Below are 26,555 nucleotides of genomic sequence, written 5' to 3'. Positions count from 1 at the left end.
TTGATCTTGTCTGGTGAAATTCACCCTTCATATGCTCATTATGAAAGCAATGGCTTTCATAGGGGTAATCTGACATGGAACAGCTACGTGTAGAACTCAGCCATCTGTTGGGTGAATCGCTCAGCCGCGTGGAGTGCATTAATGAGCAGGCGGATACGGCGCTGTGGTCGCTGTATGATGCTGAAGGTAACCCGCTGCCGCTGCTGGCGCGCAGCTTTTCATCCCCCGGCGTGGCGCGCCAGTTGGCGTGGAAAATCTCGACTCTTGCGCGCCAGGGCACCGTACGTATGCCCGTGGTTTACGGCATCATGACCCATGAAGAACATCCCGGACCCGATGTCCTGCTGCTAGAGCGCCTGCGCGGCGTCGCCGTTGAAGCACCGACGCGCAGCCCGCAACGCTGGGATGCGCTCAAAGATCAAATTGTCGAAGCGCTGCTGGCCTGGCACCGCGTGGACAGCGCCGGCTGCGTCGGCTTTGTCGATAGCGCTCAGGAAAACAGCTGGCCACACTGGTATCGCCAGCGAATTGAAGTGCTGTGGGGGACGCTGAATCTGTACCAGAACACCGGCCTGACGATGCAGGATAAGCGGCTGCTGTTCCGCACCCGCGAATGCCTGGATACGCTTTTTGAGGACTTTAACGACAACTGCGTGTTAATCCATGGCCACCTGACGCTGCGCAGCATGCTGAAGGACTCGCGGAGTGACCAACTGTTAGCCATGGTAGGCCCGGGGCCGATTTTATGGGCCCCGCGCGAATATGAACTGTTCCGGCTGCATGAAAGCCCGCAGGCTGAACAGCTGTTGTGGCGCTATCTCCAGCGCGCGCCGGTCGCCGAGGGGTTTATGTGGCGGCGCTGGCTCTACCTGCTGTGGGACGAAGTCGACAGGCTGGTGAATACGGGTAAATTCAGCCGTGATAATGTCGATTTGGCGGCGAAATCACTGCGCCCCTGGCTTGTCTGAATCGGCTTTCAGCCATTGCCAGATACGCCCCAGCGTTTCATAGCCCACCCGGTCGCTGTGCATCAGCCACACCGGTGAGGGAATCATGCGCTCCCACGGGTTCAACGGCGAGGCGATCGCCAGCTGATTAGCCGGTGCAGGCAGCGGGTGAAGGCCCGCCTGTTGGAAGAAAATCATGGCTCGCGGCAGGTGTGATGCCGACGTCACCAGCAGGAACGGCGCCTCGCCAATGGCGGCCTTCACGGCGCTGGCTTCTTCTTCGGTGTCTTTCGGCGTATCGAGGACAATAATGGCATTGCGCGGCACCCCGAGGCTTTCGGCCACGCGCGCCCCCGCTTCGGCGGTGCTGACCGGGTTAGTCAGTGCTCGCGCCCCGGTAAAGATCAGCTTCGCTCCGGGGTTGGCCTGCCACAGCCGAATGCCCTCCGCCAGGCGGGGCAGACTGTTGCTGATCAGGTTTGAACTTGGCGCCCATTCGGTATTCCACGTATACCCGCCCCCGAGTACGACCACATACTGAACCGGCTGTTCGCCGCGCCAGGTAGGATACGTATCTTCAATCGGCTTGAGCAAGCCGTCGGCCACCGGCTGGAGGCTTAGCAGGAGTAAAAAAAGCCAGCCGAGGGTAATGGCGCTTTTGCCCAGCTTCTGGAAGCGGGTAAACCAGACCAGGACAATTCCTAAACCGATGAATGAAAGGAGGAGAGGCAGCGGCAGCATCATCCCGCCGATGAACTTTTTCAGCATAAAAAGCATTCTGTAGCGTACCTTTTTTAACCATCTGACCGCATGAATGCAGGGATATTACACCAGATAGCTTCATTCTCGCCGTGGGTGTGACAAAATAGACCCTTTGTGGCTGGCGAAGTAAGGACATCCCGTGCAGGATCGCAATTTCGATGACATTGCGGAAAAGTTTTCGCGCAATATATATGGCACCACTAAGGGCCAACTGCGTCAGGCTATTCTGTGGCAGGATCTTGATGCGCTGCTCGCAACCCTGGGTTCGCAGCCGCTGCGTATTCTGGACGCCGGCGGCGGGGAAGGCCAGACGGCGATCAAAATGGCGCAGCGTGGTCACCATGTGACGCTGTGCGATCTGTCTGCTGAAATGATCGCCCGGGCAAGCCAGGCAGCCAGCGACAAAGGTGTGAGCCACAACATGCATTTCATACAATGCGCGGCGCAGGACGTGGCCGGGCATTTGGAAAGCCCGGTTGATCTGATATTGTTTCACGCTGTACTGGAGTGGGTGGCTGAACCACAGGCGGTATTAAAAACGCTGTGGTCGGTGCTTCGCCCGGGCGGCGCATTATCATTAATGTTCTACAATGCAAACGGCCTGTTGATGCACAACATGGTAGCGGGCAACTTTGACTACGTCGTTGCCGGCATGCCGAAAAAGAAAAAGCGTACGCTGTCGCCGAACTATCCGCGCGACCCGCAGCAGGTCTACGGCTGGCTGGAAGAGATCGGCTGGCGCATTAACGGGAAAACCGGCGTGCGGGTGTTTCATGACTATTTGCGCGATAAGCATAAACAGCAGGACAGCTATGACATCCTGCTCGAGCTGGAAACGCGCTATTGCCGTCAGGAACCTTACGTCAGCCTGGGGCGCTACATTCATGTCACCGCGCTTAAGCTGCAGACAGAAACAAGGATAAACGATGAGTGAATTTTCCCAGACAGTCCCCGAACTGGTTGCCTGGGCCAGAAAAAATGATTTCGCCATTTCGCTACCCGTCGATAGGCTCTCATTTTTGCTGGCCGTCGCAACGCTGAACGGTGAACGGCTGGAAGGTGAAATGACGGAAGGCGAGCTGGTGGATGCGTTCCGTCACGTCAGTGATGCGTTTGAGCAAACCAGTGAAACCATCGGTACGCGTGCGAATAACGCGATTAACGATCTGGTTCGCCAGCGTCTGCTGAACCGCTTTACCAGCGAAGTCACGGAAGGAAACGCCATCTATCGTCTGACGCCGCTGGGCATTGGCATTACCGACTACTATATTCGTCAGCGCGAGTTCTCCACGCTGCGCCTGTCGATGCAGCTGTCGATCGTCGCCGGCGAGCTGAAGCGAGCCGCCGATGCGGCGGAAGAGGGCGGCGATGAATTCCATTGGCACCGTAACGTCTATGCGCCGTTGAAATATTCGGTAGCGGAGATTTTCGACAGTATCGACCTCACGCAACGCATCATGGATGAACAGCAGCAATCGGTGAAAGACGATATCGCCCAGTTGCTGAATAAAGACTGGCGCGCGGCGATCTCCAGCTGTGAGCTGTTGCTGTCTGAAACCTCCGGCACCCTGCGCGAGCTGCAGGATACGCTGGACGCGGCGGGCGATAAGCTGCAGGCCAACCTGCTGCGCATTCAGGATGCCACGCTCAGCCATAATGATTTGCATTTTGTCGATCGGCTGGTGTTCGATCTGCAAAGCAAGCTCGACCGCATCGTCAGCTGGGGACAGCAGGCCATCGACCTGTGGATCGGCTACGACCGCCACGTCCACAAATTTATCCGTACCGCGATTGATATGGATAAAAACCGCGTCTTCGCTCAGCGTCTGCGCCAGTCGGTGCAGTCCTACTTTGATGCGCCGTGGGCCCTGACCTACGCCAGCGCCGATCGTCTGCTGGATATGCGCGATGAAGAGATGACGCTGCGCGACGAAGAGGTCACCGGGGAACTTCCGCCGGACTTAGAGTACGAAGAATTTAACGAAATCCGCGAACAGCTTGCCGCGCTGATTGAAGAACAGCTGGCTATCTATAAAACCAAACAGCTGCCGCTGGACCTCGGTCTGGTGGTGAAAGAGTACCTGGTACAGTATCCGCGTGCGCGGCACTTCGACGTGGCGCGTATTGTGGTGGACCAGGCGGTTCGTTTGGGCGTCGCGCAAGCAGATTTCACCGGACTGCCGGCCAAATGGCAGGCAATTAATGATTACGGAGCCAAGGTACAGGCGCATGTCATCGACAAATATTGAACAAGTGATGCCGGTTAAACTGGCACAGGCCCTGGCCAACCCCCTTTTCCCTGCGCTGGATAGCGCGCTGCGTGCCGGTCGCCACATTGGCCTGGACGAGCTCGATAACCACGCCTTTTTGATGGATTTCCAGGAATACCTGGAAGAGTTTTATGCCCGCTATAACGTTGAACTTATTCGCGCGCCCGAAGGGTTTTTCTACCTGCGCCCGCGTTCGACGACGCTGATTCCGCGTTCGGTGCTGTCCGAGCTGGACATGATGGTCGGCAAAATTCTTTGCTACCTCTACCTCAGCCCGGAGCGCCTGGCGAATGAAGGCATCTTCACCCAGCAGGAGCTGTATGACGAGCTGCTGGCGTTGGCCGACGAAGCCAAGCTGCTGAAGCTGGTTAACAACCGTTCCACCGGCTCTGACCTTGACCGTCAGAAGCTGCAGGAGAAAGTGCGCTCGTCGCTCAACCGCCTGCGCCGTCTGGGCATGGTGTGGTTTATGGGCCATGACAGCAGCAAGTTTCGCATTACCGAGTCCGTGTTCCGCTTCGGCGCCGACGTGCGCTCCGGCGACGACGCGCGCGAAGCGCAACTGCGCATGATTCGCGACGGTGAAGCCATGGCGATTGAAAATCATCTGCAGCTCAATGACGAGAACGATGACCATCAGCAGGATAGCGGGGAGGAAGAGTAATGATCGAACGCGGTAAATTTCGTTCGCTAACGCTGATTAACTGGAACGGGTTCTTTGCCCGTACCTTCGATTTAGATGAACTGGTTACCACCCTCTCGGGCGGTAACGGGGCGGGTAAATCCACCACCATGGCGGCCTTCGTCACGGCGCTGATCCCCGATTTAACCCTGCTGCACTTCCGTAATACCACCGAAGCGGGCGCGACCAGCGGTTCGCGCGATAAAGGCCTGCACGGTAAACTGAAGGCGGGCGTCTGCTACTCCGTGCTGGACGTCATGAACTCGCGCCACCAGCGCGTGGTGGTGGGCGTGCGTCTGCAGCAGGTTGCGGGACGCGACCGTAAAGTCGACATCAAACCGTTCGCCATTCAGGGGCTGCCGACCTCTATCCAGCCGACCCAACTGCTGACCGAGACGCTCAACGAGCGACAGGCGCGCGTGCTGACGCTGCAGGAGCTGAAAGATAAGCTCGAAGCCATCGAAGGCGTGCAGTTCAAGCAGTTCAACTCGATCACCGACTACCATGCGCTGATGTTTGATTTGGGCATCGTCGCGCGCCGCCTGCGTTCTGCAGCCGACCGTAGCAAGTTCTATCGTTTGATTGAGGCCTCGCTGTATGGCGGGATCTCCAGCGCCATTACCCGCTCGCTGCGTGACTACCTGCTGCCGGAAAACAGCGGCGTGCGTAAAGCCTTCCAGGATATGGAAGCGGCGCTGCGCGAAAACCGCATGACGCTGGAGGCGATTCGCGTTACTCAGTCTGACCGCGACCTGTTTAAGCACCTGATCTCGGAAGCGACCGACTACGTGGCCGCTGACTATATGCGCCACGCCAACGAGCGTCGGGTGCATCTGGATAAGGCGCTGGAGTACCGTCGCGAGCTGTTCACCTCCCGCTCGCAGCTGGCCGCGGAGCAGTACAAGCACGTCGAGATGGCGCGTGAGCTACAGGAGCACAACGGTGCGGAAGGCGATCTCGAAGCCGATCACCAGGCTGCCAGCGACCATCTCAACCTGGTGCAGACCGCACTGCGTCAGCAGGAAAAAATTGAACGCTATGAAGCGGACTTAGACGAGCTGCAAATTCGTCTGGAAGAACAGAACGAAGTGGTCGCGGAAGCTGCCGAAAAGCAGGAAGAAAACGAAGCCCGCGCCGAAGCCGCCGAACTGGAAGTGGATGAGCTGAAAAGCCAGCTTGCCGATTACCAGCAGGCGCTGGACGTACAGCAAACGCGCGCGATTCAGTACACCCAGGCCCTCCAGGCGCTGGAACGAGCAAAAGAACTGTGCCACCTGCCGGACCTAACGCCGGAAAGCGCCGGTGAATGGCTGGAAACCTTCCAGGCCAAAGAGCAGGAAGCGACGGAAAAACTGCTGTCGCTCGAGCAAAAAATGAGCGTGGCTGAAACGGCGCACAGTCAGTTTGAGCAAGCTTACCAACTGGTGGCGGCCATCAACGGTCCGCTGGCGCGTAATGAAGCCTGGGCCGTGGCACGAGAGCTGCTGCGCGACGGCGTGAATCAGCGCCATCTGGCAGAACAGGCGCAGCCGCTGCGCAGCCGTCTGAATGAGCTGGAACAGCGTCTGCGTGAACAGCAGGAGGCTGAGCGCCTGCTCGCTGACTTCTGTAAACGCCAGGGTAAACAGTATGATATTGACGATCTGGAAAACCTGCATCACGAGCTGGAAGCGCGTATTGCTGCGCTGAGCGACAGCGTCACCGACGCTCGCGAGCAGCGGTTGCAGCTGCGCCAGGAGCAGGAACAGCTGCAATCGCGGATCTCCGCGTTGATGCACCGTGCGCCGGTATGGCTGGCGGCGCAGAACAGCCTGAGCCAGCTGTGCGAGCAGAGCGGTGAACAGTTTGAGTCCAGCCAGGACGTGACCGAATATCTCCAGCAGCTGCTGGAGCGCGAGCGCGAAGCGATCGTTGAACGCGATGAAGTGGGGGCGCGTAAGCGTGCCGTTGACGACGAAATTGAGCGTTTAAGCCAGCCGGGCGGTTCTGAGGACCCGCGTTTGAACGCGCTCGCAGAACGTTTTGGCGGCGTGCTGCTGTCAGAAATTTACGACGACGTTAGCCTGGAAGATGCGCCGTACTTCTCCGCGCTGTACGGCCCGTCTCGACACGCTATCGTGGTGCCGGATCTGTCGCAGATCGCCGAGTATCTGGAAGGGCTGGAAGATTGCCCGGAAGATCTCTATCTCATTGAGGGGGATCCGCAGTCCTTTGATGACAGCGTATTCAGCGTCGATGAGCTGGAAAAAGCGGTGGTGGTGAAAATTGCCGATCGCCAGTGGCGCTACTCGCGCTTCCCGTCGCTGCCGCTGTTTGGTCGCGCGGCGCGCGAAAGCCGCATTGAAAGCCTGCACGCCGAGCGTGAAGTGCTGTCTGAGCGTTTCGCGACCCTGTCGTTTGACGTCCAGAAGACCCAGCGTCTGCACCAGGCGTTCAGCCGCTTTATCGGTAGTCATCTGTCGGTGGCGTTTGACGATGACCCGGAAGCAGAAATTCGTAAGCTGAATACTCGTCGCAACGAGCTGGAGCGTGCGCTCAGCAGCCACGAAAGCGATAACCAGCAGCAGCAGGTGCAGTACGAACAGGCAAAAGAGGGCGTTGCGCTGCTTAACCGCATCCTGCCGCGCCTGAGTCTGCTGGCCGATGAAACGCTGGCCGACCGCGTGGATGAAATTCAGGAGCGTCTGGATGAAGCGCAGGAAGCCGCGCGCTTTATTCAGCAGCACGGTAACCAACTGGCGAAGCTCGAGCCGATGGTCTCTGTACTACAGAGCGACCCGGAGCAGTTTGAACAACTGAAAGAAGACTATGCCTGGTCACAGCAGGTGCAGCGCGAAGCGCGTCAGCAGGCGTTTGCCCTGACGGAAGTCGTGCAGCGTCGCGCCCACTTTGGCTACTCCGACTCGGCGGAAATGCTGAGCGGCAATAGCGACCTGAACGAAAAACTGCGTGAGCGTCTGGCGCAGGCGGAAAGCGAGCGTAGCCGCGCGCGTGAAGCCATGCGTAGCCACGCCGCCCAGGTGAGTCAGTACAGCCAGGTACTGGCATCGCTGAAAAGCTCTTATGACACCAAGAAAGAGCTGCTCAACGATCTGTATAAAGAGCTGAAAGACATTGGCGTGCGCGCCGATGCGGGTGCCGAAGAGCGCGCGCGTATTCGCCGTGACGAGCTGCATGCGCAGTTGAGTAACAACCGCGCGCGTCGTAACCAGTTGGAAAAAGCGCTGACCTTCTGCGAAGCGGAGATGGATAACCTGACCCGCAGGCTGCGCAAGCTGGAGCGTGATTACCTCGAAATGCGCGAGCAGGTGGTGAGCGCGAAAGCGGGCTGGTGCGCGGTGATGCGTCTGGTGAAAGACAATAACGTCGAACGTCGTTTGCACCGTCGCGAGCTGGCCTATCTCTCCGCTGACGATCTGCGCTCGATGTCGGATAAGGCGCTGGGTGCGCTGCGTCTGGCGGTGGCGGATAACGAACATCTGCGCGATGTGCTGCGCATGTCGGAAGATCCTAAGCGTCCGGAGCGTAAGATTCAGTTCTTCGTCGCGGTGTACCAGCATCTGCGCGAACGTATCCGTCAGGATATTATTCGCACCGACGACCCGGTTGAAGCCATCGAGCAGATGGAAATTGAGCTGAGCCGTCTGACCGAAGAGCTGACCAATCGCGAGCAGAAGCTGGCCATCAGCTCCCGCAGCGTAGCGAACATTATCCGTAAAACCATCCAGCGCGAGCAGAACCGTATTCGCCAGCTGAACCAGGGCTTGCAGAGCGTGTCGTTTGGCCAGGTCAACAGCGTGCGTCTGAATGTGAACGTACGCGAAACCCACTCAATGCTGCTGGATGTGTTGTCAGAACAGCATGAACAGCATCAGGATCTGTTCAACAGCAACCGCCTGACCTTCTCGGAAGCGTTGGCCAAGCTGTACCAGCGCCTGAACCCGCAGATCGACATGGGGCAGCGTACGCCGCAGACTATCGGTGAAGAACTGCTCGACTACCGTAGCTATCTGGAGATGGAAGTTGAGGTTAACCGTGGTTCCGACGGCTGGCTGCGCGCGGAGTCCGGTGCGCTGTCCACCGGTGAAGCGATCGGTACCGGGATGTCGATTCTGGTGATGGTGGTACAGAGCTGGGAAGATGAAGCGCGGCGTTTGCGCGGTAAAGATTTGTCACCGTGTCGACTCCTGTTCCTCGATGAAGCCGCACGTCTGGATGCGCGTTCTATCGCCACGCTGTTCGAACTGTGTGAACGACTGGAAATGCAGCTTATCATCGCGGCGCCGGAAAACATCAGCCCGGAAAAAGGCACCACCTACAAGCTGGTACGTAAAGTGGTGAATAACCATGAACACGTCCACGTGGTAGGGCTGCGCGGCTTTGCCGCCCAGTTGCCGGAAACGCTGCCGGGTACCGCCGAGGCGTCACCGGCCGGATAACATTGCCGGATGGCGGTTTTGCCTTATCCGGCTGACAGGTATCGGACTGTGTAGGCCTGATAAGCGTAGCGCCATCAGGCAGGCCGTCCCGGAAGTTTGAAAACGGAATGAAGGGCGACAGTGATGTCGCCCTTTTTGTTTTCTGCTTTTGGCCGCTAGCGCGTTATTATCTTTAGACTTCTTTACATTTGAGCGGGCAAAAAAGTTTTTGTCTTTATATACTGAAGGTAAGCCCACGTTAGGGGTCTTCGTATATTTAACAGGGGGCAAGGGATGTTGCTGAAAAAAGAAAATGGTCGTCGTTTGTCAGCCGTGAGTTTGTGTCTGGCTATGACGTTTGCTCCACTGTTTACTGCCTTTGCGGACGAGCCTGAATTGGTTCCTTCTGACAGTACCGCAACGCCAGCAGACCAGTCGCCGGTGCTTCTGCACCCTGGCGCCCAATCGCCCGCAATGGCGAGCCTCACCGGTGCGCAACCGCTGGCCGAAGGGACGGCAGCAAAAAGCCGCGCCGAGCTTCTTGCCACGCTGCCTTCTGGCTACCAACCCGTCTATCTCAACCCGCTGGTGACGCTGTATGCCGCCCGCGAAATGAAGCCCATGTGGGAAAATCGCGAGGCGGTGCGCGCCTTCCAGCAGCAGTTGGCGGAGGTAGCGATTGCCGGTTTTCAGCCGCAGTTTACCCGCTGGGTTGAGCTGCTGACCGATCCCAGCGTCAACGGCATGGCGCGTGATGTGGTGCTTTCCGATGCGCTGATGGGCTATCTGCACTTTATCAGCGGTATCCCGGTACAGGGCAACCGCTGGCTGTATAGCGCTAAGCCGTATGCGCTGGCGACACCGCCGCTGTCGGTGATGAATCAATGGCAGCTCTCGTTGGACAACGGTTCGCTGCCGCAGTTTATTGCCGAGCTGGCACCCCAGCATCCGCAGTATGCAACGATGCATCAGGCGCTGCTGGCGCTAACCGGCGACGCGCGCCCGTGGCCGAAGCTGACCTCAACGGCGTCGCTGCGTCCAGGGCAGTGGAGCAGCGACGTGCCAGCGCTGCGCGAAATCCTCCAGCGTAACGGTATGCTGGATAACGGCCCGGCGATTGCGCTGCCGGGCGATAATGTCGGTAAAACGAAAAAAACGGCGAAGAGCGGACCGCAGGCCTACGACCGTCAGCTGGTGGAGGCGGTGAAGCGCTTTCAGGCCGCTCAGGGGCTGGGGGCCGATGGAGTTATTGGAGCATCCACCCGGGACTGGCTGAACGTTTCCTCTGCTGAACGTGCCGGCGTGCTGGCGCTGAACATTCAGCGTTTGCGTCTGCTGCCGGGGAAAGTATCAACCGGCATTATGGTGAATATTCCGGCCTATTCGCTGGTGTACTACCTCAACGGCAGCGAAGCGCTGGCTTCGCGGGTGATTGTGGGCCGCCCCGATCGCAAAACGCCGATGATGAGCAGCGCACTGAATAACGTGGTGGTTAACCCGCCATGGAACGTGCCGCCGACGCTGGCGCGTAACGATATTCTGCCGAAACTGCGCAACGACCCGGGCTACCTTGAACGGCATAACTACACCGTGCTACGCGGCTGGAACAGCAAAGAAACCATCGATCCGTGGCGAGTTGACTGGTCTACCATCACGCCGTCAAATCTGCCGTTCCGCTTCCAGCAGGCGCCGGGAGAACACAATTCTCTGGGGCGCTATAAGTTTAATATGCCAAGTTCCGACGCCATTTATCTGCATGATACGCCTAAGGAAGGTGCGAACAAGTTCCTGATATGAGATCATCATATTCATCCGGAGCGCATCCCAGAGGGACATCATGAGCCATCAACTCACCTTCGCCGATAGTGAATTCAGCACTAAGCGCCGTCAGACCCGAAAAGAGATTTTCCTCTCCCGCATGGAGCATATTCTGCCATGGCAGAATATGACCGCTGTCATCGAGCCGTTTTATCCCAAGGCGGGCAATGGCCGACGGCCCTATCCGCTGGAGACCATGCTGCGTATTCACTGCATGCAGCATTGGTACAACCTGAGCGACGGTGCCATGGAAGATGCCCTGTACGAAATCGCCTCCATGCGCCTGTTTGCCCGATTATCCCTGGATAGCGCCCTGCCGGATCGCACCACCATCATGAATTTCCGCCACCTGCTCGAGCAGCATCAACTGGCCCGTCAATTGTTCAAGACCATCAATCGCTGGCTGGCCGAAGCAGGCGTCATGATGACCCAAGGCACTTTGGTGGATGCCACCATCATTGAGGCACCCAGCTCTACCAAGAACAAAGAGCAGCAACGCGATCCGGAGATGCATCAGACCAAGAAAGGCAATCAGTGGCACTTTGGCATGAAGGCCCACATTGGTGTCGATGCCAAGAGTGGCCTGACCCACAGCCTAGTCACCACCGCGGCCAACGAGCATGACCTCAATCAGCTGGGTAATCTGCTTCATGGAGAGGAGCAATTTGTCTCAGCCGATGCCGGCTACCAAGGAGCGCCACAGCGCGAGGAGCTGGCCGAGGTGGATGTGGACTGGCTGATCGCCGAGCGTCCCGGCAGGGTAAAAACCTTGAAGCAGCATCCGCGCAAGAACAAAACGGCCATCAACATCGAATACATGAAAGCCAGCATCCGTGCCAAGGTGGAGCACCCGTTTCGCATCATCAAGCGGCAGTTCGGCTTCGTGAAAGCCAGATACAAGGGGCTGCTGAAAAACGATAACCAACTGGCGATGTTATTCACCCTGGCCAACCTGTTTCGGGTGGACCAAATGATACGTCAGTGGGAGAGATCTCAGTAAAAACCGGAAATAACGCCAGAAATGGTGGAAAAAATAGCCTAAATAGGCTGATTCGATTGTTTGCGGGAAAAAAATCGGCCCAGATCCGCGAAATTTTAATCAGCGAGTCAGCTTGGGAAGAAATGACCTGCTTATTCGCACCTTCCCTAACCATAATCTGTTCCAGAAAGATGTGCGGGCATTAAGTTCGGGCTGCGTGCGGGTAAATAAGGCCTCCGATCTGGCAAATATGTTGCTGCAGGATGCGGGCTGGAATGACGCGCGAATTTCTGATGCGCTGAAGGGCGGGAATACGCGATACGTGAATATCCGGCAGAATATTCCGGTTAATCTCTATTATCTGACCGCCTTTGTCGGCGCTGATGGTCAGACACAATATCGAACAGATATTTACAATTACGATATCACCGCGCGATCGGGTGCACAGATTTTGCCAAAAGCGGAACAATTGATCAGATAAATGAAGTAGTTCAGGTAATGTAGTTGTCGAACTAAAAGCGCAGATGCCAGCCCCGCAGGTCCAGGGCTGGCGGCTCTGCGCGGTAGGCCGCCTTGACGCTGGCTTTCATGCCCGGTAAGGTGCTTAACGTGCGCCAGAAGTGCATATATTTCGATTACATTACTGACTGTAGACCTGATTATCATGGACAAATTTGACGCTAATCGCCGCAAGCTGCTGGCGTTAGGTGGGGTTGCGCTCGGCGCTGCCGCCATCTTGCCCACGCCTGCGTTTGCAACCCTCTCGACCCCACGTCCGCGTATTTTAACGCTGAATAACCTGCATACAGGTGAGTTGATAAAAGCCGAGTTTTTTGACGGCCGAGGCTATATTCAGGATGAATTAGCAAAACTGAACCATTTTTTCCGTGACTATCGCGCGAATAAAATAAAGAGTATCGATCCTTCTTTGTTCGATCAGCTTTATCGCCTTCAGGGATTATTAGGAACAAATAAACCTGTGCAATTAATCTCCGGGTATCGTTCTATTGATACCAATACCGAGCTCAGAGCGCACAGCCGTGGGGTGGCTAAAAATAGCTATCACACGAAAGGTCAGGCAATGGATTTCCATATCGAAGGCGTTTCATTGAGTAATATACGCAAAGCCGCGTTATCTATGCGCGCAGGTGGTGTAGGATATTACCCACGAAGCAACTTTGTGCATATTGATACCGGTCCGGTCCGGCACTGGTAGCTCTACGCCAATCGTTCAGGCACATTGATGCGTTTGAACGGTGACGAGCCTAAACAGGAGCAACATGAATTATCGCATTATTCCGGTGACTGCGTTCGCGCAAAACTGTTCATTGATCTGGTGTGAGCAAACCAAACTGGCGGCGCTGGTCGATCCGGGCGGTGATGCCGAAACTATCAAGCAGCAGGTTGCTGAAGCGGGCGTAACGTTGCAGCAAATTTTGCTGACCCATGGTCATCTTGACCATGTGGGCGCGGCGGCCGAGCTGGCGCAGCACTACGGTGTGCCGATTATCGGGCCGGAAAAAGAAGATGAGTTCTGGTTGCAGGGGCTCCCTGCGCAAAGCCGGATGTTTGGCCTTGACGACTGTCAGCCGTTAACGCCGGACCGCTGGCTGAACGAAGGTGATGTGGTTAGCGTTGGTAACGTGAAGCTGCAGGTGTTGCATTGTCCGGGGCATACGCCGGGGCACGTGGTCTTCTTCGATGACCAGACGCGTCTGCTGATCTCTGGCGATGTTCTGTTTAAGGGCGGCGTTGGGCGCAGTGATTTTCCGCGTGGCGACCACACGCAGCTGATTGATGCTATCAAGCGTAAACTGCTGCCGCTGGGCGACGACGTGAAGTTTATTGCGGGCCACGGGCCGATGTCGACGCTGGGCTATGAACGGCAGCACAACCCGTTCCTGCAGGATGAACTTCCTGTCTGGTAAGTGATAATAAAAAAGGCCGCGAATGCGGCCTTTTTACTTTCTGGTGACGTCTGCAAGACATAGCCGAATGGCGGCGTAAACGCCTCATCCGGCCTACGCGGTTACAGCACGGCGACGATGGCTTCGCACAGCGGCGCCATGTTGTCCGGCGTCATGCCTGCCACGTTGATGCGCCCGGAAGCGACGGCATAGATACCAAACTCTTCACGCAGACGCAGCACCTGATCTTTGGTCAGGCCACTGAATGAGAACATCCCGTTCTGTTTGGTGATGAAGGTGAAGTCGCGGCTCGCGCCTTTTTCCTGCAGCGTGTTCACAAACAGCAGACGCATGCGCTGAATGCGCTGGCGCATATCGGTCAGCTCTTGTTCCCAGATGGCGCGCAGCGCGTCGTTGCTGAGAATGGTCGCCACCACGGAGGCACCGTGAGCCGGCGGGTTAGAGTAGTTGGCGCGGATAACGGCTTTCATCTGGCTGAAGGCGCGATCGGCGGTATCGGCATCGGCGGTCACCAGGGTGCAGGCGCCAACGCGTTCGTTATACAGGCCGAAGTTTTTCGAGTAAGAGCTCGCGACGATCAGCTCTTTATGCAGCGCGGCGAACGCGCGAAGACCTTCAGCATCTTCTTCCAGACCGCGGGCGAAGCCCTGGTAGGCGAAGTCGAACAGCGGCAGCCAGCCTTTTTCGATGGACAGGGTAGCCAACTGCTGCCACTGCTCCAGCGTAGGATCGATGCCGGTTGGGTTATGGCAGCAGCCGTGGAACAGCACTACGTCACCGGCCTGAGCGTCGCTCAGGCTTGCCAGCAGGCCGTCAAAGTTGAGGGCGTGTTTTTCGGCGTCATAGTAATCATATTCGCGTACTTCGAGGCCAGCAGCGCCGAAGACGCTTTTGTGGTTCGGCCAGCTCGGGTTGCTTACCCAAACGCGCTTCACGTCAGTGTTTTTTGCGAGGAAGTCCGCCGCTACGCGCAGGGCGCCGGTACCGCCAGGCGTCTGAGCGGTGCGCGCACGTTTATCGCTGATGATGCTGTTGCCTTTGCCGAACAGCAGCTCCTGCGTGCAGCGGCCAAACTCAGGAATACCATCAATACCGAGATAGTTTTTGGTTGTTTCATTCTCCAGCAGATACTGCTCAGCTTTTTTAACGCTGGTCAGCACCGGCGTCTTGCCGGTTTCATCTTTATAAACACCAATCCCGAGATTGATTTTTCCCGGGCGTTCGTCGGCGCGAAACAGATCGGCCAGGCCCAGAATCGGGTCGGCAGGGGCGGCGGTAATGTTCTCAAACATGACGAGGTTCCATTAATAAGTTCTGGGGAAATCCGCTATCAGGTTAACGGCAGATTTACAAAATGCCAACCGTTAGAGACTAAAAGCGCGAAGCTTTTCAAAAGTTGCGATCTTCCTCTCTTGAACGCAAAAAAGCAGGACCGAAGTCCTGCTTTTGAGGCATATAGCAGCGAGGGTCTGCTGATTAGAACTGGTAAACGATACCCACAGCAGCCTGATCGTCGGTCGCCAGACCGGTAGCTGCACTGTAAGCGTTGTCGTCCAGCAGGTTGAACTTGTACGCCGCGTAGACGTTCATGTTCTTGTTGAAGTAGTACCAGGTACCCACTTCGATGTATTTAACCAGGTCAGCATCGCCGCCTTTGAAGCCAGTGCCTACACGTTCATGCAGGTCTTTACCTTTAGACTGTACGTAGCCGATGGACGGACGCAGACCGAAGTCGAACTGGTACTGAACCACTGCTTCGATGTTCTGCGTTTTTTCAGCAAAGTTGCCGTCGTTTTCACGAGTCATGTTCAGAGTCTGAGCATACATGACAGCAGCATAAACATTGTTTGCATCATATTTGAATGCTGTGGACCATGCTTCCGCTTTGCTACCATCTGCGCTTGCATTCCCGTAAACCAAACCAGCGTTAGGACCGGATGGAACGGTGAAGGTTTTCGGATTAACCTGGGCGTTAGTGCGGTCTGCAACTTCATAACCAGCAGCAAATGCCATGCCGTTACCGAAGTCGTATTGTGCAGATGTGCTGAAGCCGTCGCCGTTTGCTTTCGCGCCGTTACCGGTCAGGCTGTAGCTCTGTGCTGCGCCGCTGTTATCATCGTAGTCAACAGTAATTGGGCTGTTACGATCATTTTTTCCCTGGTACTGCAACGCGAAGCTCAGACCATCAACCAGACCGAAGAAATCGCTGTTACGGTAGGTCAGCAGGCCGGAAGAACGACCGTTCATGAAGTTGTCGGTAGCAGCCCAAGAGTCGCCGCCCCACTCAACCAGCATATCGGTGTAAGCTGCGACGTCGTAGATAGCGCCGTAGTTACGACCGTAGTCCAGAGAACCTGCATCGCCAAATTTCAGACCAGCGAACGCCAGACGAGTTTTGTTGCCCTGGGAGCCTTCCGCGTTGGAGGCGTCCATGTTGTATTCCCACTGACCGTAACCCATCAGTTGATCGTTGATCTGGGTTTCACCTTTGAAACCGATACGGGCATAGGTGGTGTCTTCGTTGCTGGTGTTACCGTTGGTGGTCCAAATGTGCTCACCAACTGCTTTACCGTAGAAGTCCAGTTTGTTGGCATTTTTGTTATAGATTTCGGCCGCGTTGGCCGCGCCAGCTACCAGCAGGGCAGGGATTACCACTGCCAGGATATTACGCTTCATCATTATTTATTACCCTCATTAGGTTTTTTTTATAGACACTCGCCACTGCCGCCAATAACTTCCGTCAATAAAAATTTACGGAACTATTGATGATAGTTTGGTGTCTTTATGTGTCTGAGAGGCATCTTTCCATTCAAAACACTCTTTCGCCACCCTGAAAATGCTACAAACATCGAGAATGAGTAAGCAAAAGAAATAATGTGTAACTGAATGTGTAATTTAAGGAACTTTGTGAAGTACCTCAAAGTTCTGGGGGGGCGGAGATTAATTAAGCAGCAGCTTATCTATCAATATGAATTTCTTATCTTTTATTCGCATAACGCTTTTTCCTATCGCACAGAGCGGATGTGTGATCATTTCGTTATGATATTTTTTAGCCGTCTGGATAGCTGTTGTTTTGAACAAAAAACGTGCTAAGCGCAAGGTGATTCTTAGGTGCAATAAGGATTAGTGTGTTTTTTGTACAGTTTTATTTCTGCGAAATGTGATGTAACAAACAGCGCGCGGCAAGGTGTTGATGTTTAGGTTTGTTAAAATTAATAAAGATTTCTTTACATGAGCAGTAAAAAAAAGGCCAGCGCGAACGGCTGGCCTTGAAGAGACGTCGGACTTTAGAAACTGGCGTTACGCGGCGTTCTTGGGAACGGAATTACATCGCGAACGTTCTGTACGCCGGTGACGTAGGCAATCAAGCGTTCGAAGCCCAGGCCAAAGCCGGAGTGCGGTACGGTGCCGTAACGACGCAGGTCACGGTACCACCAGTAGTCTTCTTTATTAAGGCCCATTTCGGCCATGCGCGCATCGAGCACGTCCAGACGCTCTTCACGCTGGGAGCCCCCGATGATTTCACCAATACCCGGAGCCAGAACGTCCATTGCGGCAACGGTTTTACCGTCTTCATTAAGACGCATATAGAAGGCTTTGATCTCTTTCGGGTAGTTTTTCACTACGACCGGCGCTTTGAAGTGTTCTTCGGCCAGGTAGCGCTCGTGCTCAGAGGAAAGGTCCACACCCCAGTAAACCGGGTTTTCGAACTGCTTGCCGCAGTTTTCCAGAATGGTTACCGCGTCGGTGTAGTCGACCTGCGCGAAATCGGCGGATACGAAACGCTGCAGACGATCGACCGCGTCTTTATCGACGCGTTCAGCGAAGAATTTCATGTCGTCGGCACGTTCTTCAAGTACGGCTTTGAAGACATACTTCAGCATGGCTTCCGCCAGACGGGCGTTATCTTCCAGATCGGCAAACGCCACTTCCGGTTCCAGCATCCAGAATTCCGCCAGGTGACGGCTGGTGTTGGAGTTTTCTGCACGGAAGGTCGGGCCGAAGGTGTAGATTTTTGACAGCGCACAGGCGTAGGTTTCGCCGTTCAGCTGGCCGGAAACGGTCAGGAAGGCTTCTTTGCCGAAGAAATCTTTATCGTAATCGACTTTGCCCTGATCGTTACGCGGCAGGTTTTCCATGTCCAGCGTGGACACGCGGAACATTTCGCCAGCGCCTTCGGTATCGGAAGCGGTAATCAGCGGGGTGGAAACCCAGAAGAAACCCTGTTCGTCGAAGAAACGGTGCAGCGCCTGTGCCAGCGTGTGGCGAACGCGGGCAACCGCGCCAATCAGGTTGGTACGCGGACGCATATGCGCGACTTCACGCAGATACTCAATGCTGTGGCGTTTCGCCGCCATCGGGTAGGTGTCGGGATCTTCAACCCAACCGGTGACTTCTACGCTGGCAGCCTGAATTTCAAAGCTCTGGCCTTGACCCTGAGACGCGACCACTTTACCGGTGACAATCACCGAGCAGCCGGTGGTCAGGCGCAGGACTTCGTCATTGTAATTGGGCAGAGAATTATTAATAACGGCCTGTACAGGATCAAAGCAGGAACCGTCATAGACGGCGAGGAAGGAAAAGCCAGCTTTTGAATCTCGGCGGGTACGTACCCAGCCGCGCACGGTGACTTCGCTGTCAACGGCTACGCGGCCCTGGAGTACGTCGGCTACAGGCACAACGCTCATAATAGTCTCTCTATTCGTAGTCCAATAAAAAAATCGTTTACCCCGGAACGGCGGGGGATATCTATGTTACCTGTCATCTTCCGTCAGACAAGCAGAATTCGCATAGCGAGAGGGTGTTTTGAGAAATAAATAAGAAGAAGGGAGCCTTCAGGGCTCCCTTTGGTGATTAACTGGCCTTTTTGATCTGTGGGAGATCGAAGGCTTTGCGCAGCGCGCGAACAAATGCCTTATCGTGGCAGATGGTTTTGCCCGGGCTGTCGGAGAGTTTTGCTACCGGTTTGCCGTTACATTCGACCAGCTTGATGACAATGTTCAGCGGCTTCACCTGCGGGATATCGCAGGTCAGGCGAGTGCCGATGCCAAAGCTCAGGTTAATGCGCGAAGAGAAGTGACGGTAGAGCTCTACGGCCTTCGGCAGATCGAGGTTGTCGGAAAACACCAGCACTTTGCTCATCGGGTCTATGCCCAGCTTCTGATAGTGGTTGATGGCTTTTTCGCCCCATTCAACCGGATCACCGGAATCGTGACGCAGCCCCTGATAGCGCGTCGCAAACTCCCGGCCGAAGTCGCGCAGAAAGGCGTCCATCGTGATGCAGTCGGTGAGTGCGATGCCAAGCTGGTCGGGATACTCTTCCAGCCAGGCGGCCAGCGCGGCCCGCTGGCTGGTGGCCAGATCCGGACTAATTTGCTGATGTGCCTGGAACCACTCGTGCGCCTGGGTGCCCATAGGGGTTAGGTTCAGACGACGCGCCAGGTCATAGTTACTGGTGCCGGTAAACCACGGCTCCTGCTGCAGGCGGCTGACGATAGCCTCTTGTACTTCACGGGAGAAACGGCGGCGGGTACCGAAGTCCATCAGTTTGAAAGCGGACATATTCAGGTCAGCCGTCATTTGATTAAAGTCGGTAAGCTTATGTTCGAGCATTGCCAGCGCCTGCGGCACGCCGTTTTCCGGCGAACGATAGTGGTGCACCAGCTCGCTTATTACGGCGAGCAGCGGAACTTCCCACATAATCACTTCACGCCACGGCCCTTCCAGACGGATATTCAGCTTACCGTTATCGTTGATGACGGTAACCTGCTGCGGATCGTAGCGGAAGTCACGCAGCCAGCGGAGGTAGTCCTGCTTGAAGAAAGGCAGACCGGACAGCCAATGGTATTCATCATCACGCAGCGTGAGTGAACGCATGGCTTCGACTTGTTCGCGAATAGCGTCAGCATAAATGCCCAGCAGATCGTCCCCACGGCAGCGGAATTCAGCCGCGACGTTTACGTCGTAGTAGTGGTGGAAAACGGCCTGCTGCATATGCAGTTTGTAGGCATCTGTATCCAGCAGCGAATGCAGAACAGGAGAAGCGAATTGTGTCATGGTGCGCAGTAGCATCCTCTCACAGGAGCGTTTAGTACAATAAACAACAGGGGAGAATGGCTGGAGTATACCTTGTTTATCGATTTATTGAACCCCGATCACATCATAAGGCACGAAGCGCCACCTGTGCGTTTTGTGCGGCATGTTGCGTAAATGTATCATTTTTCCCTATTTGACTGGAAAAGATGAAGATTCTGCGTAGCGCGTTTAACACAACAGGAATAGACTGAGGTGACATTTACAAAAGATGCTAAAGGTTTTTTATGACACAACAGCCCCAAGCCAAGTACCGCCACGACTACCGTGCGCCGGACTACCTGATTAGTGATATCGACCTGGCCTTTGACCTGGATGCCGCAAAAACCATCGTGACTGCGGAAAGCCAGGTTTCCCGTCATGCAGCGTCTGATGTGCCGCTGCGCCTGAATGGCGAAGACCTGACGCTGGTCTCCGTTCATGTTAACGGCGCGCCGTGGGCCGACTATAAAGAAGAAGATAATCAGCTGGTGCTCTCCGGCCTGCCCGAGCGTTTCATCCTGAAGATTGTTAACGAGATAAGCCCGGCGGCGAATACCGCGCTGGAAGGGCTGTATCAGTCTGGCGAAGCGCTATGTACTCAGTGTGAAGCTGAAGGTTTCCGTCATATTACCTGGTATCTCGATCGCCCGGATGTGCTGGCGCGCTTTACCACCAAAATTACCGCCGATAAAAGCAAATATCCGTTCCTGTTGTCCAACGGGAACCGCATTGCCGAAGGCGAGCTGGAAGACGGTCGTCACTGGGTTCAGTGGCAGGACCCATTCCCGAAACCATGTTATCTGTTTGCCCTGGTCGCGGGCGATTTTGACGTGCTGCGCGATACCTTCAAAACCCGTTCCGGGCGCGACGTTGCGCTGGAGCTGTTTGTCGATCGCGGCAACCTTGACCGTGCGCCGTGGGCGATGACCTCGCTGAAAAACTCCATGAAATGGGACGAAGAGCGCTTCGGCCTTGAGTACGACCTCGACATCTATATGATCGTCGCCGTCGACTTCTTTAATATGGGGGCAATGGAGAACAAAGGCCTGAACGTCTTTAACTCCAAGTATGTGCTGGCGCGTACCGATACCGCCACCGATAAAGATTACCTCGATATCGAACGCGTTATTGGCCACGAATATTTCCATAACTGGACCGGCAACCGCGTGACCTGCCGCGACTGGTTCCAGCTGAGCCTGAAAGAAGGCCTGACCGTGTTCCGCGATCAGGAGTTCAGCTCGGATCTCGGCTCACGCGCCGTGAACCGCATCAGCAACGTGCGCACCATGCGCGGGCTGCAGTTTGCCGAAGACGCCAGCCCGATGGCGCACCCGATCCGCCCGGATAAAGTTATTGAAATGAATAACTTCTATACCCTGACGGTCTACGAGAAAGGGGCGGAGGTGATCCGCATGCTGCACACCCTGCTGGGCGAAGCAAACTTCCAGAAAGGCATGCAGCTCTATTTCGAGCGCCATGACGGCAGCGCCGCAACCTGTGATGATTTTGTTCAGGCGATGGAAGATGCCTCCAATATCGATCTCTCGCATTTCCGCCGCTGGTACAGCCAGGCCGGTACGCCGATTGTCAGCGTCCACGATGACTACAATCCGGAAACGGAGCAATACACCTTAACTATTCGTCAGCGCACGCCGGCAACCGCCGAGCAGGAAGAGAAGTTCCCGCTGCACATTCCGTTCGATATCGAACTGTACGATAACGAGGGGAAGGTGATCCCGCTGCAAAAAGACGGTCATCCGGTGCATCACGTGCTGAACGTCACTCAGGCAGAACAAACGTTTGTTTTTGATAATGTTTACTTCCAGCCGGTGCCATCGCTGCTGCGTGAGTTCTCCGCGCCGGTGAAGCTGGAGTATAAATGGAGCGATCAGCAGCTCACGTTCCTGATGCGTCATGCGCGTAACGATTTCTCCCGTTGGGATGCGGCGCAGAGCCTGCTGGCGACCTATATCAAACTCAACGTCGCGCGCCATCAGCAGGGCCAGCCGCTGTCGCTGCCGGTACACGTTGCCGATGCGTTCCGCGCGATTCTGCTTGATGAGCACATCGACCCGGCGCTGGCGGCTGAAATCCTGACGCTGCCATCAACGAGCGAAATTGCTGAGCTGTTCGAGATTATTGATCCTATCGCTATTGCTGCGGTGCGCGAAGCGCTGACCCGTACGCTGGCGACTGAACTGGCCGATGAATGTCTGGCGGTGTATAACGCCAACAAGCTCGACAGCTATCGCGTAGAGCATGCCGACATAGGCAAGCGTTCGCTGCGCAATACCTGCCTGCGCTATCTGGCATTTGGTGACCGTGAGCTTGGCGATAAGCTGGTGAGCGATCAGTACCATCATGCCGATAACATGACGGATGCGCTGGCGGCGCTGTCGGCGGCGGTGGCGGCAGAGCTGCCGTGTCGCGATGCCCTGATGCAGGAATATGATGATAAGTGGCATCACGACGGTCTGGTGATGGATAAATGGCTGATTTTGCAAGCGACCAGTCCGGCGGAAGATGTGCTGGCGACGGTGCGTAAACTGCTGAACCACCGCTCATTCAGTATGAATAACCCGAACCGTATTCGCTCTCTGATAGGTGCTTTTGCCGGTAGTAACCCGGCGGCGTTCCATGCCCAGGACGGTAGCGGCTACCAGTTCCTGGTGGAAATGCTCACCATACTGAACAGCAAAAACCCGCAGGTGGCTTCACGTCTGATTGAGCCGCTGATCCGCCTGAAACGCTATGATGCCAAACGCCAGGCGCTGATGCGTGCGGCGCTGGAGCAGCTGAAAGGGCTGGAAAATCTGTCCGGCGATCTGTTCGAGAAGATTACGAAAGCGCTAGCGTAATCGTTGCCCCGGAAGGCGTTAACCTCCCGGGGGTTCTTCACGCAATAAATGAAAAACGCCGCGGGTATTTGCCTGCGGCGTTTTTTTTATCAAACATGGGCAGCCTGTCGCGCGGTATTTAAAGCGGGGACCTGAATGTCCCGCCGGTGCAGCGCCTGCCAGAATGTCTCCAGCGCGTTGTCCAGCCGCGTGTGCAGGTTCGGGCTGAACTGCGGCTTGTGCTGATAATCGGTCACCTGGCTGTCGTCGGCGAATACGCCCTGCAGAATCTCCTGTGCTTTCAGCGCGTTGAGCACCGGTTTGAGGGCGTAATCGACCGCCAGCATATGCGCCACGGTGCCGCCGGTGGCCAGCGGCAGCACGATTTTTCCTTCCAGCGCGCGCTCTGGCAGCAGATCGAGCAGAGCCTTTAACGCGCCGGCAAATGAGGCTTTATACACCGGCGTGGCGATAATAAGCCCATCCGCATGGCTCAACTGTTCGGTTAAGGTTTGCAGCGCCGGGCTGTCAAAACGAGCGTGGAAGAGATCTTCCGGCGCAAAATTCTGCAGATGCCAGTGAAACACTTCGACGTCGGCCGCTGACAGCTTCTCGCGTGCGTATTCCAGCAGCGCGCTGGAGCGAGAAGGAAAGCGGGGACTGCCAGCTAAAGTAATGACGCGCATAATCTCTCCTTATAACCAAAAATAAACATAAAGTTAAAGTTGATAACATTTGTACCAGTGTCTCAAAGCCGTTCTGGCGCGCGAAATACTTTTTCCGGCGTAGGATTACCGGAAAATGCATATGCGCTGAGCGCGATAAAGGAGGAGAGGAAAACGATTGCGCTTTTTTTGCCATAGGTCAATTCCCTTTCGAAGCAAGATCGCACATAATACGCCCCCGGTTTGCACACCGGGAATCCAGGAGAGTTCATGTACTATCCCTTCGTTCGTAAAGCACTTTTCCAGCTCGATCCAGAGCGCGCTCATGAATTAACGTTCCAACAATTACGCCGTGTCACCGGTACGCCGCTGGAAGCGCTCGTGCGCCAGAAAGTACCGGAAAAACCGGTCACCTGTATGGGGCTGACGTTTAAAAACCCTCTCGGTCTGGCCGCCGGTCTGGATAAAGACGGTGAATGTATAGATGCCTTAGGGGCCATGGGATTTGGTTCGATCGAAATTGGCACCGTTACGCCGCGCGCGCAGCCGGGTAACGATAAACCGCGCCTGTTCCGCCTGGTGGATGCGGAAGGGCTGATCAACCGCATGGGCTTCAATAACCATGGTGTAGATAACCTGGTTGAGAACGTTAAAAAGGCGCATTTCGACGGTATTCTGGGGATTAATATCGGCAAAAATAAAGACACCCCTGTCGAGCACGGCAAAGATGACTATCTGATTTGTATGGAAAAAATCTACGCCTATGCTGGTTATATTGCGATTAATATTTCATCGCCAAATACCCCGGGATTACGCACGTTGCAATATGGTGAGGCGCTGGACGATCTGCTTTCTGGTATTAAAAATAAACAATCAGAGCTTCAGCAAAAGCACCATAAATATGTTCCTGTGGCAGTGAAGATCGCGCCGGATCTTTCTCACGAGGAGTTGATCCAGGTGGCCGATAGTTTGCTTCGCCATAATATCGATGGGGTAATTGCCACCAATACGACATTGGATCGTTCGCTGGTTCAGGGGATGAAACACTGTGATGAAACCGGTGGTTTGAGCGGTCGTCCATTACAATTAAAAAGTACCGAAATTATTCGTATGCTGTCGGCTGAATTAAAAGGTCAGCTGCCTATTATTGGCGTCGGTGGTATCGATTCGGTGATGGCGGCGCGCGAAAAGATGGCGGCTGGCGCAACGCTAGTACAGATTTATTCCGGCTTTATTTTTAAAGGCCCACCGCTGATTAAAGAAATCGTCACCCACATCTAGTCTTTTTCTTCGTAATGTGATCCAGGGCTTTATTTCCAGCCCTGGTTGCTTTATATTTCCCTATTGTTACTTATTTAGACATATTAGTCTTTTATTATTTAGGGCGACAATAACGGAATGGAAGAACAGACAGCGCAATGGATGCAAAAATGATGGGGGAAACACATGCGAATTAAACCTGATGATAACTGGCGCTGGTATTATGATGAAGAGCACGATCGTATGATGCTCGATTTAGCCAACGGCATGTTGTTCCGCTCGCGTTTTGCTCGTCGCATGTTAACGCCCGATGCTTTTGCTCCTACCGGTTTTTGCGTCGATGACGCTGCACTGTATTTCTCTTTTGAAGAAAAATGCCGCGACCTGCTGCTGTCGAAAGAACACCGCGCTGAACTTATTCTTAACGCGCTGGTGGCGATCCGCTTCCTGAAGCCGCAAATGCCGAAAAGCTGGCACTTCCGCGCCCATCAAGATGCCTGGACGCCGGTCACCGGCGATGCGGCTCGCGTCTGGCTGAGCGATGACGACAGCCAGGTGAACCTGCTGGTGGTTGAGCCGGGTGAGAACGCCGCGCTGTGTCTGCTGGCCCAGCCGGGTCTGGTTCTGGCCGGGCGCACAATGCAGCTTGGCGACCCGATCAAAGTGATGAATGACAGGCTGCAACCGCAGCCTGGGCTCGACGGTTACAGCCTGGAACAGGCGGTTTAACTTTTTAGCTTCAGCGCCGTTTTAGGTATGCAGCTGCAGCTCAGTATGGTGCCGTCGGCCGCGACCGCGCTTTTCTTAAGCGGGCTGACTTCCCCTTCAACCAGCGTCACGCGGCAGCTACCGCACAGGCCAGCGCGGCAGGAGTAGGGGATGCGAATACCCTGCTGCTCGAGCTGCTCCAGCAATACCTGCTGATTATTGCCGCTGAAGGTGTTTCCCTCCCAGTCAATATCGACCAACGCATTTTGCTGCGCCTGCGGCGCCACGGCTTCGTCGCTCTGCGCGGCGGTATAGACTTTGCCCGGCCCGGTCGCGAGAATATCCACCTCATCACCCACGCGTACAACGCCGCTATTGCGGGCAATCAGATTCTGGCCAAAATCGACGTCGCCGCTGGCCGGATCGGTACGAAACGTCTGCAGAGTATTTAACGGTTCCCCGGCGGGATGCTTTTGCCCCTTCTCCGGGCTGATGGTTGTAAAAATACATCGGCTGCACGGCTTAACGACGTCAAACACGACGTCGCCGATGCGAATCGTTTTCCACGTATCTTCTACCCATGGGGCTACGCCGGTGACCACCAGGTTAGGGCGAAACTGCTCCATCCTTACGCTGGCCGGGCAACGCTGCTGTAGGTCGCGCAGAGAGGCTTCGTTGACCAGCAGGAAAGGGAAACCGTCGGCAAACGACAGCGGCACGGCATCATGGCGTTTGACGCGGCGCGTGAGGTCGGCACCGAGCCAGCGCAGCTGGACGTCGCGTTTAAAGAACGGAGAAAGCCACTGATTAATGGTATCCGGCGCAATACGCGAGGTAAAATGATTGCCCCAGACTTCGGTCGGCGAAGGCTGGCCGATGAAATCGGCAAAGCGCACCAGCGCGCTGCTGCCGTCGGGCGCGGTGAGGTGTAAACCGTCGTGCAGGACCGCGGGGGTAAAGCGAACCATCGCCGGAAACTGGCGGGCGGTAATAAAAGTGCCGTCGGGTTCGGTGATCATAAAAATGCGGTCAAATGCTAATCCGCTAATATCAGCAAAGGCGTGCGTGAGGCCAATGCCCCGCATCGATTTCACCGGATGTATAAAAAGTCGCGATAACGTGGCCACAACGCTGTCCCTGAGTCGAAAATAAGCCTTTAACTTTATGACATGGGGCGCAGATTGGCTATAATGCGCAACAATTTTC

18 protein-coding genes and 2 pseudogenes are annotated in these 26,555 nt (G+C 55.5%); 13 read left to right on the top strand and 7 right to left on the bottom strand.

Annotation, left to right across the window (positions count from 1 at the left end; genetic code table 11):
* Window positions 1-74 precede the first annotated feature (74 nt).
* Window positions 75-968 carry a YcbJ family phosphotransferase gene (locus H7R76_RS15595; RefSeq protein ID WP_106928823.1) on the top strand — a complete coding sequence of 298 codons (894 nt, stop codon included), beginning with the start codon at window positions 75-77 and terminating at the stop codon, window positions 966-968.
* On the opposite strand, the gene elyC is transcribed toward H7R76_RS15595, so the two are convergent.
* Window positions 945-1,724 (bottom strand): envelope biogenesis factor ElyC, encoded by a 780-nt coding sequence (gene elyC / locus H7R76_RS15590; RefSeq protein ID WP_182929180.1) that lies wholly within the window; start codon window positions 1,722-1,724, stop codon window positions 945-947. The two genes, H7R76_RS15595 and elyC, sit on opposite strands and share 24 nt — an antisense overlap.
* 124 nt (window positions 1,725-1,848) lie before the next feature.
* Here elyC and cmoM point away from each other — a divergent pair, with 124 nt between their 5' ends.
* From cmoM to H7R76_RS15545, 9 genes and pseudogenes are all read left to right on the top strand, one after another.
* Window positions 1,849-2,643: a tRNA uridine 5-oxyacetic acid(34) methyltransferase CmoM gene (gene cmoM, locus H7R76_RS15585; RefSeq protein WP_182965728.1), complete on the top strand. Its 795-nt coding sequence runs from the start codon at window positions 1,849-1,851 to the stop codon at window positions 2,641-2,643.
* Window positions 2,636-3,958, top strand: coding sequence for a chromosome partition protein MukF (gene mukF, locus H7R76_RS15580; protein ID WP_106928818.1), 1,323 nt, complete (start codon window positions 2,636-2,638; stop codon window positions 3,956-3,958). Before cmoM ends, mukF begins: the two co-directional genes overlap by 8 nt.
* Window positions 3,939-4,643 carry a chromosome partition protein MukE gene (gene mukE / locus H7R76_RS15575; protein ID WP_106928817.1) on the top strand — a complete coding sequence of 235 codons (705 nt, stop codon included), beginning with the start codon at window positions 3,939-3,941 and terminating at the stop codon, window positions 4,641-4,643. Before mukF ends, mukE begins: the two co-directional genes overlap by 20 nt.
* Entirely contained in the window at window positions 4,643-9,100 is a 4,458-nt protein-coding gene (gene mukB, locus H7R76_RS15570; RefSeq protein ID WP_182929179.1) for a chromosome partition protein MukB, read from the top strand. Before mukE ends, mukB begins: the two co-directional genes overlap by 1 nt.
* A gap of 273 nt (window positions 9,101-9,373) precedes the next feature.
* A pseudogene (gene ldtD, locus H7R76_RS15565) lies at window positions 9,374-10,864 on the top strand (L,D-transpeptidase); the annotation flags it as partial.
* A gap of 52 nt (window positions 10,865-10,916) precedes the next feature.
* Window positions 10,917-11,897 (top strand): IS5-like element ISKpn26 family transposase, encoded by a 981-nt coding sequence (locus H7R76_RS15560; RefSeq protein WP_068815383.1) that lies wholly within the window; start codon window positions 10,917-10,919, stop codon window positions 11,895-11,897.
* A gap of 79 nt (window positions 11,898-11,976) precedes the next feature.
* Window positions 11,977-12,357, top strand: a pseudogene (locus H7R76_RS15555) (L,D-transpeptidase); the annotation flags it as partial.
* 183 nt (window positions 12,358-12,540) lie between these two features.
* The gene (gene mepK, locus H7R76_RS15550) at window positions 12,541-13,092 is read left to right on the top strand and encodes a peptidoglycan L,D-endopeptidase MepK (protein ID WP_106928812.1); all 552 of its coding nucleotides are present in this window, start codon (window positions 12,541-12,543) and stop codon (window positions 13,090-13,092) included.
* A 64-nt stretch (window positions 13,093-13,156) separates the two neighbouring features.
* Window positions 13,157-13,804, top strand: coding sequence for an MBL fold metallo-hydrolase (locus H7R76_RS15545; protein ID WP_182965726.1), 648 nt, complete (start codon window positions 13,157-13,159; stop codon window positions 13,802-13,804).
* A 101-nt stretch (window positions 13,805-13,905) separates the two neighbouring features.
* Here H7R76_RS15545 and H7R76_RS15540 read toward each other — a convergent pair whose 3' ends face one another.
* The 4 genes from H7R76_RS15540 to pncB form a co-directional block, all read right to left on the bottom strand.
* Entirely contained in the window at window positions 13,906-15,096 is a 1,191-nt protein-coding gene (locus H7R76_RS15540) for an amino acid aminotransferase (RefSeq protein ID WP_106928808.1), read from the bottom strand.
* Between the two features lie 184 nt (window positions 15,097-15,280).
* Window positions 15,281-16,480 (bottom strand): porin, encoded by a 1,200-nt coding sequence (locus H7R76_RS15535; RefSeq protein ID WP_181358022.1) that lies wholly within the window; start codon window positions 16,478-16,480, stop codon window positions 15,281-15,283.
* 611 nt (window positions 16,481-17,091) lie between these two features.
* Window positions 17,092-18,492 carry an asparagine--tRNA ligase gene (asnS, locus tag H7R76_RS15530; protein WP_106928804.1) on the bottom strand — a complete coding sequence of 467 codons (1,401 nt, stop codon included), beginning with the start codon at window positions 18,490-18,492 and terminating at the stop codon, window positions 17,092-17,094.
* Between the two features lie 166 nt (window positions 18,493-18,658).
* The gene (gene pncB, locus H7R76_RS15525) at window positions 18,659-19,861 is read right to left on the bottom strand and encodes a nicotinate phosphoribosyltransferase (protein ID WP_182965725.1); all 1,203 of its coding nucleotides are present in this window, start codon (window positions 19,859-19,861) and stop codon (window positions 18,659-18,661) included.
* 263 nt (window positions 19,862-20,124) lie between these two features.
* Between pncB and pepN the strand changes: the two genes are divergently transcribed.
* Window positions 20,125-22,737, top strand: coding sequence for an aminopeptidase N (pepN, locus tag H7R76_RS15520; RefSeq protein ID WP_106928800.1), 2,613 nt, complete (start codon window positions 20,125-20,127; stop codon window positions 22,735-22,737).
* 89 nt (window positions 22,738-22,826) lie between these two features.
* Here pepN and ssuE read toward each other — a convergent pair whose 3' ends face one another.
* The gene (gene ssuE / locus H7R76_RS15515; protein ID WP_106928798.1) at window positions 22,827-23,402 is read right to left on the bottom strand and encodes an NADPH-dependent FMN reductase; all 576 of its coding nucleotides are present in this window, start codon (window positions 23,400-23,402) and stop codon (window positions 22,827-22,829) included.
* 249 nt (window positions 23,403-23,651) lie between these two features.
* On the opposite strand from ssuE, the gene pyrD reads away from it, so the two are divergent.
* Together pyrD and zapC are read left to right on the top strand one after the other, a co-directional pair.
* Window positions 23,652-24,662, top strand: coding sequence for a quinone-dependent dihydroorotate dehydrogenase (gene pyrD / locus H7R76_RS15510; protein WP_106928796.1), 1,011 nt, complete (start codon window positions 23,652-23,654; stop codon window positions 24,660-24,662).
* A 165-nt stretch (window positions 24,663-24,827) separates the two neighbouring features.
* A complete protein-coding gene (gene zapC / locus H7R76_RS15505; RefSeq protein WP_106928794.1) occupies window positions 24,828-25,370 on the top strand; it encodes a cell division protein ZapC in 543 nt (180 codons plus the stop codon).
* Here the strand turns inward: zapC and H7R76_RS15500 are convergent.
* Window positions 25,367-26,476 carry a YcbX family protein gene (locus H7R76_RS15500; RefSeq protein ID WP_182965723.1) on the bottom strand — a complete coding sequence of 370 codons (1,110 nt, stop codon included), beginning with the start codon at window positions 26,474-26,476 and terminating at the stop codon, window positions 25,367-25,369. The genes zapC and H7R76_RS15500 overlap by 4 nt on opposite strands.
* Window positions 26,477-26,555 lie beyond the last annotated feature (79 nt).

Source organism: Klebsiella sp. WP8-S18-ESBL-06 (assembly GCF_014169755.1).
GTDB classification, from domain to species: Bacteria; Pseudomonadota; Gammaproteobacteria; order Enterobacterales; family Enterobacteriaceae; genus Kluyvera; species Kluyvera ascorbata_B.
Note: the sequence above shows the minus strand (reverse complement) of the source record. Positions and strands in the feature narration are given on the sequence as shown.